Raw genomic sequence first — 14,472 nt, forward strand, 5'->3', positions numbered from 1 at the left:
TAATAATATAGAGTATAGGAGGTTAAAAAATGAAAAAACGATTGTTAACCGTAGTGACATCTGCAATTCTTGGAACTTTAGCTTACATTAAAGTAAAAGAAAAACGCAGTTATCAAAGCTTTATTACTGAAAAATATATTCGTATGTCTGGAATGAAAAAAACATTTGAAAATGTGAATGAGGCTAAAAAAGCATTAGAGGAAGTCAAATCTTTAACAGCTGGTAAATATGATGGGACAGATTATGAATTTAAACATCGTGCGCATACTAGAAGTATTAATGGGTCTGTCACATATATTGTTAATGATAAAAGAGAGCCTCATCAAGATGTTGTGCTTTACATTCATGGTGGTGCTTGGTTCCAAGATCCATTAGATAATCATTTTGATTTTATTGATCAACTTGCAGGAGAATTGGATGCACGAGTGATTATGCCTGTCTATCCTAAAGTACCTCATAGAGATTATCGAACAACATTTGAATTACTAAAAAATATTTATCAAAAAGAAATATTAGAAGTAGAAAATCCACAACATATGACGATAATGGGAGATTCAGCAGGTGGTCAAATTGCTTTATCATTTGCACAATATCTTAAAAAAGAAACACCATTACCACAACCAGGACATATTGTGATGCTGTCTCCAGTTCTTGATGCAACATTTAGCAATCCTGAAGCTAAGAAATATGAAAAAATAGATCCTATGTTAGGAATTGAAGGAAGTAAATATTTCATTCAATTATGGTCTGGTGATACGCCAATAGAAGACTATAAAATATCACCAATTAACGGAGATTTAGAAGGTCTTGGTCGTATATCTATTTTTATAGGAACAAAAGAAACGCTATATCCAGATGCATTAAAGCTCTCTAAAATGTTAAATGATAAAGGAATTGAACATGATTTTACACCAGGTTATAACTTATTCCATATTTATCCTATTTTCCCATTACCAGAACGTCAAAAGTTCTTTACACAACTAAAAAATATAATGGGAAAAGATTAAATACTAGTTTGAACGTTAGTGTTATTTTTAAGAGCATTAAAATAAAGAATAAAATATCTTTGATATCACATCTGCCTAGGCTGTTTTTTAAAAGTAATAATAAAATAATGAGTAAAATGAGTATCATTCTAAGCATTTGAAATACAATGAAAATCGAATGTTTAGGTTGGGAAATTTTATCGAAATTCAATAAAAAATGTCACTTATTAATAGTCTAGCTCTAGCAGTAAGTAACATACCCATCCGCATGTATATGACGTTGATTGAATAGTAAATCAGATACTGTACCACTTAGTCCCATAATAACTATGGCACCTATCATAGTAAACAGTATTTCTCTTGTTCGTTTATGAGTAGTGTCCATATGATGTACCTCTATAAACGATATTACAATTTTTATATAAATATAAAAACAGATACTAACTTGTATTATTCTCTAGAGTTAGTATCTGTTTCTTTATATTGAATATTAATAGTATTTTTATGTGAAGGTAGAGCATCTTCTTTTTTAATTTCAGTAAAGTTTGAAGTCGAATGTGGTGATTCATTTTTGTTGATTGTCTCGTTAGAAGATTGAGAACGATTGTTGATATAACGAGGGTCAGTATCTAGGACAGAATGACTCATGTCATTTCCTTGTAGACTGCCAATCAAAATAAAGATGAGATAACTAGAACAAGCCAGTAAAACTAAAGCAAGATAAATGCCAACTGCAATTTTAACAGGTTTAGCCATAGATTTATCCATTTATGTCCTCCTAGAGTCATAGCAATGTTTACTTATAAACTAACATGAGAGTTTTAAGTAAATGTAAATAAGAAGTAAATATTTATCAATTTACTATTAATAAATGTACGATAATTAAATTTGTTTATAGTAATTTAAAATAATCAATAATTTATCCGAGAAAATATTTATGTTTTATTAACTTTTTTATAATTTTATACTATTCTTAACTGAATATTTACATTTTTAAAACTGACTAAATATTAAGATGATAGCATACCCTTATTAAAGTGTTTAACGCATTAATTAAGATAATATTAAATGAAAGACAAAATATGTTTAAAGAGAGGGACTTCAGTTTGATTCTCATTATCATTTGTATCGCTTTGATATTATTTCTAGGAATTAGAGAGAAAAAGCGACATACACACCGTTTAAATAAGATTCCTCTACGAATAAATATTAATGGTATTCGTGGTAAATCAACTATTACAAGAATGATTTATAGTATTTTGCGAGAAGATCAATATCATGTCATTGGTAAAACAACAGGTACTGATGCCAGAATGTTGTATTGGTTTACAGAGAAAGAATATCCTGTCCTTAGAAAACCGCAAGGCGCCAACATAGGAGAACAAAGAGACATTGTGCAAAAAGTAGTTAAGCAAAAAGGCAATGCGCTTGTTAATGAATGTATGGCAGTTAATCCAGATTATCAAATTGTCTTTCAAGAAGATTTAGTAAAAGCGAATATTGGTGTCATTGTCAATGTTATGGAAGACCATATGGACGTATTAGGGCCGACACTTCAAGATATTGCTCAAGCATTTACTGCAACGATTCCCCGAAATGGAAAATTAGTAGTCATGAAGGATGAGTTTACAGACTTTTTTGCTAAAGAAGCTAAAAAACGTAAAACTGAACTTATTGTTGTAGATAAAAATGATATACCTGAATCATACTTAAGGAAATTTAATTATTTAGTATTTCCTGATAATGTAGCCATCGCTTTAGGTGTAGCTCAAGCTGTAGGAGTTGAAAAAGACGTTGCGCTGCGCGGAATGTTAAATGCGCCTCCCGATCCTGGAGCGGTTGAAATTAAATATTTTAATGCAAATAACACAAAAAATGTATTTGTTAATGCGTTTGCTGCTAATGAGCCTCAGTCTACGAAAGCGATATTAAATAAAGTGGAATCATACGATTATCCTTATACAAAAAAAGTAGTGATTCTGAACTGTCGTTCTGACAGGGTAGATCGAACGCGCCAGTTCGTTGAAAATTTTATTGAGGACGTCGAATTCGATACCTTAATTTGCACAGGAAAAAGCACGCAAATGGTTACAGATATAATGCAACGGCTACCTGAAAAGACATACATAAATCTTGAAAATCATGACTTTTCAGATATAGAAAAAGCGATTCTTAGTGAATCACATCAGGCACTCATATTTTGTGTGGGAAATATTCATGGTCCAGGTGGAAAAATAGCAGAATTTATAGAAGGGATAGAATAAAATGATAGGTTCGGAGTTATACTTTTCCCTATTTGTTGGTATTGTATTAAGTTTAATTTTTGCAGAAAAATTTGGGATTAATCCCGCAGGTCTTGTTGTACCTGGTTATTTAGCCCTTATTTTTGATCAACCCATTATGTTACTATCTGTGTTGGTCATTAGTTGTCTCACTTATTTTATTGTTACGTTTGGTATTAGTAGATGGGTCATTCTTTATGGTAGACGTAAATTTGCAGCGATGATTTTAACTGGTATGGTTCTAAAATTTATTTTTGATTTAATTTATCCACTCACTCCATTTGAAGTTGTAGAGGTTTCAGGTATCGGAGTTGTTATTCCTGGTATTATTGCCAATACCATTCAAAAACAAGGTGTTGTAATTACATTAGCTACAACAATGTTATTAACATGTATGACTTATGTCATCTTGTTCTTATATAGCTTTATTAATTAATCGCGAGCGAGGAGCGCATAATAATGAAAAAAACAAAACGATTATCAGCGAGCGAATGGTTACTTAAGCAATCAAAACGACATAAACGAAGAAACTTTTTGTATACGTTTATTGTCTTAGTTATCACAGTAGTACTTCTAATTTTTGCTATTCGAGCTGTTAAAGTTGAACCTGTAGAGACGATGCCACATTCAGGTAATAGTATTAGAAATACATATTTAGGAAATATCACTTTGAATAATGACATCAGAAAAGTCAATTTAAATGATGTTTTTAAAAGTTTAAGACAGCCATTACAACAAAGTGATTTTTCCACAGCTTCTTTATATGTGAACCAATTTTCTAAAAATCCTAAAGAAAATTTAAACAAAAACATAGAAAACATTATGTTTTTAAAAAAACAAAATATTAAAAGTATCAATTTAATTAATAGCACTATAGATAATGTACAAGCGCAAGATTTATCCAAAAAAGTTGAAGCACAAACAGATTATAATTTTTTAACTGGAAATGGTTCGAATCCAATTAATAGTAAAACAGTGCAACAAAAAGTTAAAAATAAAAAAGTCGCTAATGTTTCGTTCACAGATATTGAATCGTATTATGAAGATCCTTTAAAAAATACGACATCTATTAGCTTAGATCCTAAAATTTTTGTACCATTAATTAAAAACTTAAAGGAAAACAATGATCTTGTAGTTGTGAACGTAGATTGGGGGATTCCTAACGAACGTAATGTAACAGATCGCCAAAAAGCTTATGCTCATGCATTAGTTGATGCAGGTGCAGATGTAATCATTGGCCATAATACAGTTATACAAAGTATTGAGAAATATAAACATGCTAGTATTTTTTATAGTTTAGGAAATTTAACCTCTGCTGATTTTCTATCAAAAAATCAAAAAAGTATAGTTGTTCAACATGATTGGGATGGTCAGCATCATCAATTTCAAATTACACCTGTTCGCTCTGCAGATGGAAAATTAACAAAAGATCATATGAATAGTATGGAGTCACAACGTTATTACAATAATATTAAAGATAAAACAATTCATCTGAAAGAAAAGAATGGGGGGTATTCTTTTGAATATTAAACAAAATTGGTTACCTATTGTTACAACACTCATTATTATTGCTATTTTATTAATGGTTACATTTGCTAGAGCAAATGAAGGTCTCGATAATTACGAAAAAAATGAATTAAATAAAGCCACGGAGCAATATTTATCTAAAGGGGCCAAGTAGTATGAATATCTATAATAAAGTGACACTATCAGTCATTTTAGTGATTACAATTTTAATCTCATTTACATTTTATTTTTTTAATAAAGAAGATAAACCTGATAAAGATGATCTATATGAAAACAAGATTGCTAACCGTAAATCAGCAACCTCTGATGAGCAAAAAACGTATGGTGTCGCTTCAAACAATGCTATCGCAACACGTGTAGGTAATAAAATTATTGAAGATGGTGGTAATGCAGTTGACGCAGCGGAAGGTGTCGCATACGCGCTTGCAGTAACAGAACCTCATTCATCTGGATTAGGTGGTGGCGGCGCTACACTTACCTACGATGGTAAAAATGGTGAAGAACCTCGCATGTATGAATATAAAACAACATCTTCATTTAATTACAAAAAAGGAGATAAAATAGGGACACCTGGTTTTGTACGCGGTTTACATGATATGCATGAAAAAGAAGGTAAAATGGATGAGAAAAAAATCTTAAACTATGTCATTCCATTAGCTGAAGATGGCTTTGAAGTAGATTCAGAGTTAGAACGTAGTTTGAAATTATTTGGTTCTGACATTGATCGAAACTCTCCCTTCTTTAAAGGCAAGCGTACAGTTCGTGAAGGTGCAATTGTAAAACAACCTGCTTTAGCAAATACTTTAAAGAAAATTCGAGATAAAGGGCCGGATTATTTTTATAATCATATTGGAAAAAGTTTATCTAAACAATTAAAAAATCAACTCACTGAAGAGGATTTTAAACAAGTAAAAACAGAAGAAAAGAAACCTATTAGTACAAAATATTTAAACAATACTGTTTATGCTGCATCTAACCCATTAGGTGGGATCTTAATGGAACAAGGTTTGAAGATTGATGAAAGCGTAAATTCTGCAAATGATCGTACAGATTATATTACAGGGATTGTCAAATCTCGTGATATTATGTATCGAAATAGAGATATTGTTAATGGCAAAGAATCTAGTAGCAATACCTACTTGTCTCAAGATTATTTATTAGATAAGATTAACGGTATCAATTTTGACGAACAAGGTAGTGACTTCAATACACAACGTATTGATAACACAAGTACAACGCACTTTGTAGTGATTGATAAGAACGGTAAGTTAGCAAGTACTACAAATACATTATCAAGCTTCTTTGGAACAGGTAAATATGTTAAAGAAGGTTTTTACATGAACAACTCACTAACAAACTTTTCAACAGATCCAAACAGTCCAAATTATGGTGAGAAACATAAAGCACCACGTTCTTATACGTCACCTACTATTATTGTTGGACCCGACTTCTATATGGGCATTGGTACGCCAGGAGGAAATAAAATTCCAACGATTCTTAATGAAGTCATTGTAGACTATTTAAGAGGAAATGGTACGTTGCAAGAATCTATTAATAAGCCACGTTTTTATAATGATGGTGGAACAATCTTCTATGAAAATGCTATGGATGATAACGATGTCAATATTTTCAAAAGTCTAGGTTTTGGTGTAGAAGAAAAACGTAACGACCCTAACTTTGGTAGTGTGCAAGGTGCCGTTTATAATAAGAATGATAGAACAGTGGAAATTGGGCATGATGTAGGGAATAGATAATAAAAAAGGACAAAAATCAATCGGTTTTTGTCCTTTTTTATTTACTCAAAATAAGTATTGAAATAATTATTTAAAACGCTATCATAAATACATAGATAGCTAAATTTAATTTATTTACAATAGAAAATATAAAAATAATAAATTGTCATTAATATAATGATATGAATAGTGATATAAAGGGTGAGTCGTATGAAAGAAGCAGTATTAGGTATTGATCTTGGAACGAGCGCAGTTAAAATTATTGCGGTAAATCAAACAGGCCATGTGATTACTTCAACAAGTGTGCCTTTAAATTTAATACAATCCCAACCTGGATATAGCGAACAAGATCCAGAGGAATGGTTTAATGCAGTTAAAACAGGCATATATCGGTTAAATCATTCTGATGAAATGAAATCGTATAAAGTGAAGGGCATCTCATTCTCAGGTCAAATGCATGGACTAGTAGCCTTAGATAAAGAAGGTCACCCTGTACGACATGCTATCCTTTGGAATGATACACGTAATTCAGAACAATGTAAGCAAATTCGATCGGTTTATGGAGAGCGATTAAATGGAAATCCGATTCTTGAGGGTTTTACACTTCCTAAGATGATGTGGGTAAGTACACATGAGCCTGAACTATGGAAGAAAGTAGATGTGTTCGTTCTTCCTAAAGATTATGTACGTTATTGTTTAACGGGTAAGATTCACATGGAATATTCTGACGCTGCAAGTACGCTCCTTCTTAGTCCAGAAACGCATGATTGGTCAAAAGACGTTGGAGATACATTTGATATAGGAGATGTTTATCCATCACTTGTGAAATCCACAGACGAAGTTGGAATGATTCAAGACCCCTTAGCGAGTGAACTTGGTTTTACATCTCCAGTAAAAGTATTTGCTGGGGGTGGAGACAATGCCTGTGGTGCTATTGGTGCAGGTATAATCAATGATAATGATACATTATGTAGTATTGGTACTTCTGGTGTAATCGTAAACGTAGAAAAAAGTAATCAAACGCACTATAAAAATAATATACATTTTTTTGATCATAGTGTTCCAAATACATATTATGCAATGGGAGTAACGTTGGCTGCAGGATATAGTCTTAATTGGTTAAAGAGAACATTTTTTGATAACGATACGTTTGATGAAATTGTTAAACAAGCGAGTACCTCGTCAATAGGTGCAAATCGTTTATTATTTGCGCCTTACCTAGCTGGTGAGCGTACACCACATGGCGATGCATTTATTCGAGGGAGTTTCATTGGTATTAGCGGTAACCATTCTAAATCAGACTTTGCACGGGCGGTACTAGAAGGTATTACCTTTTCTTTATATGATTCAATTCAATTGATGCGAGAAGCGGGAAAAGAAATTACACATATTACTTCAATTGGTGGAGGGGCAAAAAGTGAATTTTGGCTTCAAATGCAAGCTGATATTTTTAATGCATCTATACGTAAATTGAAGCATGAAGAAGGACCAAGTATGGGGGCAGCAATGATTGCGGCGTACGGATTACAATGGTTTGATTCTTTTGATGACTGTGTAGCACAATTTATAGACGTTGAACATATATATGAACCAAATTTGCAACGACACCAACAATATGAATCTTATTACAATATTTATAAACAAATCTATCAACATACACATCAACTTACAGAAGCATTATTAAAGATTTAAAGCGTTTAGCCCATGATTATTTAGAAAGAAACTCGAAGAATCAGATGACAAAGTAGGGACAGACATCGTTTTTATGTCCCTACTTTTTTAATAGTAAATTCCGATTAACATTCCTTTTTATAATTAAAATATTATATTTATAAAAAATATATTGACAAAAATCTAATATAGATATTAAATAATATATATAAATTCCTCATTCCAAATAACACTATCTGTTAAGTATGGAAAGGAGTGATAGTTATGAACGATACCCATTTCATTGATCAACTATCACACGTAAATATGATTGAGACGCTTTATTTAAATTCCAATGATTTAAAACCCTCTATGAATCTTTTCCTAAATTTATTATTTAAACGATTATTACTAGAATATTATGTATACATTCGTACAATTTACAATAAGTATGCATGTTTAGAAATGCCATTTCTATCCTTTCAACTTTTTTTCAATCATTTTCATGATTTATTTTATATCATGTATACACTCATCGATACGCAAAATATAACAACTTATTCTAACGTTTTAGAATAGTAAAACGATATAGTTAAGTATGTTTGTGTGTATAAGAGATCCACCCCGTTAAGAAATAGAGTGAGTAAGAAAACAATAAATAATTGATAAAATTCAATCAAGTGGTGAACATTCATATTACTAAAAGATGAATTATAACTGAGTGTATTTATAAACATCTTTTTCAGTAGAAGTGAGTATATTTCTCATTTCTACTGTTTTTTTATGAATAAAATTAATATTTTGCGTCTAATTTTTTTACAAGAAAATTAAATTCGTTAAAATACTTAAAATGTGAATTATTTCACAAATAAATTTTGGATTTACTATATTAGGTGTTGAAAACGTTTTCTGCCAGGTGTACTATGACATTGGCTAGGAAATTAGAGAGAAAGAGGTTATTGGGAAATGAATATTATTTTAGGCGTTGGGACTCTTGTATTAGTATTAATTGTAATGACACTTTTCTTAAACTTTGCACCATATGGGAAACAAGGATTACAAGCACTGTCGGGAGCAGCCTGTGCGACTTTCTTACCACAAGCATTCTTAAGTTATGCGATAGGTGGCGTTTTCCATATTCACTTCTTCCAAGTGATTGGAGATTTAGCAGGAAGTTTAGCTGGCGTTGCAGTAGGGATTTTGACATGTGTTAATTTAGGTATTTCCCCAGTATTTGCAGTTATCGTTGGTTTAGTATTACATGATTTTAAATTACTACCAGCATTTATTGCAGCGTATGTTATTTCATTTGGTATTAAATTTATTGAGAAGAAAGTACCAGAAGGGTTAGACTTAATTACAGTTATTTTAATTGCTCCAGCTGTTGCATTTGGCTTAGCAACGGTAATTAGCCCAGGCGTAATGGCTGTATTGCAACAAATTGGTGGCGCAATTACTGCTGTAGGAGATAGTAATCCATACGCTTTAGCAGTGATACTTGGATTAGTAATTCCAGTTACAGGTATGACACCATTAAGTTCAATGGTACTGACAAGCTTATTAGGTTTAACAGGTGTACCAATGGCAATCGGTGCATTAACTTGTACAGGCGCTTCATTTGTTAACTACGTGATGTTTAGTAGATTAAACATTGGTGGTCCATCTAAAGCATTTGCAGTTTTTGTTGAACCGCTCACTCAAATTGATTTAATTGCTAAATATCCATTACAATTATATGGAACAAATGCCTTGATTGGTGTAGTAAATGCATGTATTGTAACATTTAGTGGACTAGTAATAAATGTAAAAGGTATGGCTACACCAATTGCTGGTGCAATTGTATTGTTTGGCTTTAATACACCAATGAAAGCAGTAATTACAATCATTGCTGTAGCAATTTCAAGTATCATTTTGGCGTTCGTTATCAGTACATTGATTAAAAAATTCAATCTTATGGATTTATCTATTAAATTACCATCTAAACAAAAACAACCTAAGGAGAGTGTTTAAGAATGGCTACTAAAAAAAGTTATGACTATCAAAGTGCGTTTGATATTATTGGGCCAGTCATGATGGGACCTTCAAGTTCTCATACAGCTGGAGCAGTAAAAATAGGGAATGCTACTTTTAATGTACTAGGAGGCATTAAACCAGAAACATTAGCAATTCATTATTATGAATCATTCGCAAAAACACACCAAGGGCATGGTACAGATTTAGCAATTGTAGGTGGTGCAATGGGTTATAGTACGTTCGATAGTCGAATTAAAGATTCATTAACTATTGCTAACGATTTAGGTATTCATGTTGATATTATTGAAGAAGATGGAGAAAGTATTGGAGAACATCCAAACTGTGCTTATTTAATTGCTGAAGCGAATGGACGTCATATTGAAGTAATTGGTAATTCTATAGGTGGCGGTACCATTAAATTGAGAAGAATTAGTGTTGAAGGTATAGATGTTAACTTTAATCATGGCTTACCTATTTTAGTCATGGATGGATCTAAAAATAAGTCGGAAGTGAATCATTTCTTAAATGATGTAAACGAACTTGGCGTAAGTATAGATGAAGAATTGGTTGATACAGATGATGATAATAGTTTAGTTGTTTTACCGTTAACAAAAGCAATCAAAGAATCAACATTAAATCAAATTAAAGAAAAATATAATCACTTAAACATATCCTATATAAAATAAAGGAGGATTAAAAATGTTCGATTCAATTAGAGAAACTATAGATTATGCTGTTGAAAACAATATGTCATTCGCGGATATTATGATTCAAGAAGAAATGGAATTATCAGGTCAATCACGTGATGAAGTTAGAGATTTAATGAAAGAAAATTTACAAGTCATGCGTGATGCTGTAGTTAAAGGGACCACAGGAGATGGGGTAGAAAGTGTCACAGGTTATACGGGACATGATGCAGCTAAAATCCGTGATTACAACGAAAATCATCATGCTTTATCAGGCCATGAAATGATGGAAGCAGTCAAAGGCGCTGTAGCAACAAATGAAGTGAATGCGGCAATGGGTATTATTTGCGCGACACCGACAGCTGGGTCCTCCGGTACGATTCCGGGCGTATTATTTAAATTAGAAAAAACACATGGTTTAACAGAAGATCAAATGGTTGATTTCCTATTTGTTGCATCATTATTTGGACGTGTAGTTGCAAATAATGCGAGTGTTGCTGGAGCAACGGGAGGTTGTCAAGCAGAAGTAGGTTCAGCTTCAGCTATGGCAGCAGCTGCTGCAGTATCGGTCTTTGGTGGTGAACCAGAAGCTTCGGGTCATGCGATGGCATTAGCTATTAGTAACTTATTAGGCCTTGTGTGTGACCCAGTGGCTGGACTTGTTGAAATCCCATGCGTCATGCGTAACGCCATTGGTTCAGGAAATGCATTAATTTCAGCTGATTTAGCATTAGCTGGTGTGAAAAGTAGAATTCCAGTCGATGAAGTCATCGAAGCGATGGACAAAGTAGGGCGAAACTTACCAGCACAACTTAGAGAAACTGGACTAGGTGGTTTAGCAGGTACACCAACAGGAGAAGCCATTAAACAAAAAATCTTTGGTAATGCAGAAGATCCAGTCAATAGTTTTTCATAATATTTAAAATCCTAAACCATTCTTGAATGATAGCATATTCAAGAATGGTTTTTTATACCTTAAATTATCAGAAAATTTCAAAAAATAATTGCAATATTTCACTTTTAAATATAGAATAACTTAAAAGGGGATGATGATATGCTTAGATTATATATCTTATTTTTAGCCTTCATCATTAATACAACGTTAACACGTGTATGGACGATCGAAGGAACTTGGGAGCATCTTTTACTTCAATCAATGTCTATGAGTATAATGTTTGTATTTCTTTTTTACTATATGTGTTTTATGCTTGAAAATAGAAAACATAACAAAATAGATAAGCTTAGAGATGAAAAATAAACAAAAAAGTCGAGACAGTTATTTGAATAACAGAGTCTCGATTTTTTTATGAATTATGTATCCGCTTTTAAATCGTATTGATAGAAAGCTAAATCAAGCCAACGTTCAAATTTATAGCCTACGTTTTCAATCGTACCAGCATGTTTAAAATTGAATGTTTCATGAAGTTTAATACTTGCTTCATTTAATGTATCTATACCTGCAACTATAGTACGATACTGGCGGTGTTTAGCATCATCAATTAAATGTTCGAGTAAATGTGATGCCACGCCTCTTCTACGATAGTCTTTATTTACATATATAGAATGCTCAATAGAATATAAATAGGCTGGCCAATGTCTAAATTGACCATACGTGGCAAACCCAGCTACTTTATTATCTATTTCAAATACAAATATAGGTTCGTTTGCAAGCACTTTTGTTTCGAACCATACTTCTCGTTCATTAAGACTTTGTGGATGATAAGTATATACAGCCGTTGTATTCAATATAGCATCATTATAAATATTTAATATATCAGGTAAATCTTTACGTTCTGCTTCTCTAATTATGATAAGCACCTACTTATAGTATTTATTATTAATTTAAGCACTTGCATGAAATTAAATCAAATATATATCATATAATCTAACATTTTATTTAGAAAAATAAATGGTATACTATGAATTAAGAATTTTAAAATTAAAGGAGTACTACTTAGTGAAGAATTGGACAAATCGACTCATGACCATGATTGGCGTGATTTTGATATTAGTAGCAGTATATTTATTTGCGAAACCATATATTGATAATTACTTACATCAAAAAGATAATAACGATAAAGTAGAACAATACGATAAAAATGATAAAAGCAATACATCAAAAGAAAGACCTACGATTCCAAAAGATAAATCGAAAATGGCAGGGTATATCAGTGTACCCGATGCGGAAATCAAAGAACCTGTTTACCCAGGTCCTGCGACACTTGAACAACTTAATAGAGGTGTAAGTTTTGCAGAAGGTGATGAATCACTTGATGATCAAAATATTTCTATTGCAGGACATACGTTTACTGATCGTCCACATTACCAATTTACAAATTTAAAAGCAGCAAAAAAAGGCAGCAAAGTTTATTTTAAAGTTGGAGATGAAACACGAGAATATAAAATGACAAGCATTCGAGATGTAAACCCTGAAGATGTTCAAGTATTAGATGAACATGAAGGGGAAACCAATCAACTGACATTAATCACGTGTGATAATTATAATCAACAAACAGGCGTTTGGGAAAAAAGAAAAATTTTCGTAGCTAAACAAATTAAATAAATACTTTAGTTGACCGTTCATCTTCTCATTGATGAGCGGTTTTTATGCATAAAATTTTATTCTTTGTATGTAATTTCTAAATGTGAATATAGTTTCACTCTTCAAGTACTGACTTCAATCCCAATCATAAGGTGGATATAATGGACGATGAAAAGTATTGTAAGGGGGAAACCACTCATGATTAGAGCCATTGCAGTAGATATGGATGGGACATTTTTAGATACAAATAAAGAATATGACAAAGTGCGATTTGAGACAATTTATCAAGAATTAAAACGAAACCATATTGAATTTATTGCAGCCAGTGGTAATCAATATGCAAAGTTAAAGTCTATTTTTGGAGAGCGAGACATGTATTTCATTTCTGAGAATGGTGCAGTGATTTATCATGGCAATCAATTGTATAATTACTGTAGTTTTGATCAAACTATATATGACAAAGTAGTGAATTATATTCATCTTGATCAACACATCGACGAATTCATTGTATGTGGACTTAAAAGTGCATATATTTTAAAAGATACGTCAGAAGCCTTTAAAAAGGATGCTCATTTTTATTATCGTCAATTAGAAGAAATAGATACATTTCAACCTTTACCTAATGATGAATATGTGAAGATTGCATTAAATATTAATCGTGAGACACATCCCAATTTGGACACAGATTTAGAAACAAAGTTTAAAGAAGAAATTAAACTGGTTTCAAGTGGCCATGATAGTATCGATATTATTATGCCTAATATGACAAAAGGCCAAGCGTTAAAACGTTTGTTAAAAAAATGGGACATGTCACCATCAGAATTAATGGCATTCGGTGATGCTAACAATGATAAAGATATGCTAGAATTTGCAGAGCATAGTTATGTTATGGCAAATAGCCATGATCAATCATTATTTGATATCGCAAAATTTGTAGCGCCAAGTAACGATGAACAAGGGGTACTTCAAATGATAGAAGAAAAAGTATTAAAAAGTGAGACAGAATAATTCGTCGACTCACTCAGTGGTCGACTGCCAACACATAAAAATGCC

General features: G+C 32.1%; 17 protein-coding genes. 14 read left to right on the top strand and 3 right to left on the bottom strand.

Going from position 1 to position 14,472, the window contains the following annotated elements; translation table 11 throughout:
- Positions 1-29: 29 nt before the first annotated feature.
- Positions 30-1,007, top strand: a complete 978-nt coding sequence (locus tag NST64_RS01730; RefSeq protein WP_107632272.1) for an alpha/beta hydrolase fold domain-containing protein — start codon at positions 30-32, stop codon at positions 1,005-1,007.
- Positions 1,008-1,227: 220 nt separating this feature from the next.
- Here the strand turns inward: NST64_RS01730 and NST64_RS01735 are convergent, their stop codons facing one another.
- Positions 1,228-1,371 (bottom strand): hypothetical protein, encoded by a 144-nt coding sequence (locus tag NST64_RS01735; protein ID WP_002449276.1) that lies wholly within the window; start codon positions 1,369-1,371, stop codon positions 1,228-1,230.
- Between the two features lie 65 nt (positions 1,372-1,436).
- A complete protein-coding gene (locus NST64_RS01740) occupies positions 1,437-1,754 on the bottom strand; it encodes a hypothetical protein (RefSeq protein ID WP_002488227.1) in 318 nt (105 codons plus the stop codon).
- Between the two features lie 338 nt (positions 1,755-2,092).
- Between NST64_RS01740 and pgsB the strand changes: the two genes are divergently transcribed.
- The 11 genes from pgsB to NST64_RS01795 all read left to right on the top strand — a co-directional run bounded on the left by pgsB (position 2,093) and on the right by NST64_RS01795 (position 12,135).
- On the top strand, positions 2,093-3,250 hold the full coding sequence (gene pgsB, locus NST64_RS01745; RefSeq protein WP_002454839.1) for a poly-gamma-glutamate synthase PgsB: 1,158 nt from the start codon (positions 2,093-2,095) through the stop codon (positions 3,248-3,250).
- Between the two features lies 1 nt (position 3,251).
- Complete coding sequence (gene pgsC, locus NST64_RS01750) at positions 3,252-3,704, top strand: poly-gamma-glutamate biosynthesis protein PgsC (protein ID WP_002449243.1); 453 nt, start codon at positions 3,252-3,254, stop codon at positions 3,702-3,704.
- A 23-nt stretch (positions 3,705-3,727) separates the two neighbouring features.
- Complete coding sequence (locus NST64_RS01755; RefSeq protein ID WP_002449286.1) at positions 3,728-4,798, top strand: CapA family protein; 1,071 nt, start codon at positions 3,728-3,730, stop codon at positions 4,796-4,798.
- Entirely contained in the window at positions 4,788-4,949 is a 162-nt protein-coding gene (locus tag NST64_RS01760) for a hypothetical protein (protein ID WP_002449238.1), read from the top strand. Before NST64_RS01755 ends, NST64_RS01760 begins: the two co-directional genes overlap by 11 nt.
- Position 4,950: 1 nt before the next feature.
- Positions 4,951-6,549, top strand: coding sequence for a gamma-glutamyltransferase (locus NST64_RS01765; RefSeq protein WP_002449535.1), 1,599 nt, complete (start codon positions 4,951-4,953; stop codon positions 6,547-6,549).
- Positions 6,550-6,738: 189 nt separating this feature from the next.
- Positions 6,739-8,220: a xylulokinase gene (gene xylB / locus NST64_RS01770; RefSeq protein ID WP_107632271.1), complete on the top strand. Its 1,482-nt coding sequence runs from the start codon at positions 6,739-6,741 to the stop codon at positions 8,218-8,220.
- A 243-nt stretch (positions 8,221-8,463) separates the two neighbouring features.
- Positions 8,464-8,757, top strand: a complete 294-nt coding sequence (locus NST64_RS01775) for a hypothetical protein (protein ID WP_039984097.1) — start codon at positions 8,464-8,466, stop codon at positions 8,755-8,757.
- Positions 8,758-9,144: 387 nt separating this feature from the next.
- Positions 9,145-10,188 carry a PTS sugar transporter subunit IIC gene (locus NST64_RS01780; RefSeq protein ID WP_002449239.1) on the top strand — a complete coding sequence of 348 codons (1,044 nt, stop codon included), beginning with the start codon at positions 9,145-9,147 and terminating at the stop codon, positions 10,186-10,188.
- Between the two features lie 2 nt (positions 10,189-10,190).
- Complete coding sequence (locus NST64_RS01785) at positions 10,191-10,877, top strand: serine dehydratase beta chain (protein WP_002449314.1); 687 nt, start codon at positions 10,191-10,193, stop codon at positions 10,875-10,877.
- 13 nt (positions 10,878-10,890) lie between these two features.
- Positions 10,891-11,793: an L-serine ammonia-lyase, iron-sulfur-dependent, subunit alpha gene (sdaAA, locus tag NST64_RS01790; RefSeq protein ID WP_002449485.1), complete on the top strand. Its 903-nt coding sequence runs from the start codon at positions 10,891-10,893 to the stop codon at positions 11,791-11,793.
- 138 nt (positions 11,794-11,931) lie between these two features.
- Positions 11,932-12,135, top strand: a complete 204-nt coding sequence (locus NST64_RS01795; RefSeq protein WP_077700026.1) for a hypothetical protein — start codon at positions 11,932-11,934, stop codon at positions 12,133-12,135.
- A 53-nt stretch (positions 12,136-12,188) separates the two neighbouring features.
- On the opposite strand, the gene NST64_RS01800 is transcribed toward NST64_RS01795, so the two are convergent.
- Entirely contained in the window at positions 12,189-12,686 is a 498-nt protein-coding gene (locus NST64_RS01800; RefSeq protein ID WP_077700062.1) for a GNAT family N-acetyltransferase, read from the bottom strand.
- 148 nt (positions 12,687-12,834) lie between these two features.
- Here NST64_RS01800 and srtA point away from each other — a divergent pair, with 148 nt between their 5' ends.
- A complete protein-coding gene (srtA, locus tag NST64_RS01805) occupies positions 12,835-13,440 on the top strand; it encodes a class A sortase SrtA (RefSeq protein WP_002449272.1) in 606 nt (201 codons plus the stop codon).
- Between the two features lie 177 nt (positions 13,441-13,617).
- Positions 13,618-14,427 carry a Cof-type HAD-IIB family hydrolase gene (locus NST64_RS01810; RefSeq protein ID WP_064207185.1) on the top strand — a complete coding sequence of 270 codons (810 nt, stop codon included), beginning with the start codon at positions 13,618-13,620 and terminating at the stop codon, positions 14,425-14,427.
- Positions 14,428-14,472: the final 45 nt, after the last annotated feature.

This window comes from Staphylococcus sp. FSL W8-1268, from assembly GCF_038003965.1.
Classification (GTDB): domain Bacteria; phylum Bacillota; class Bacilli; order Staphylococcales; family Staphylococcaceae; genus Staphylococcus; species Staphylococcus hominis.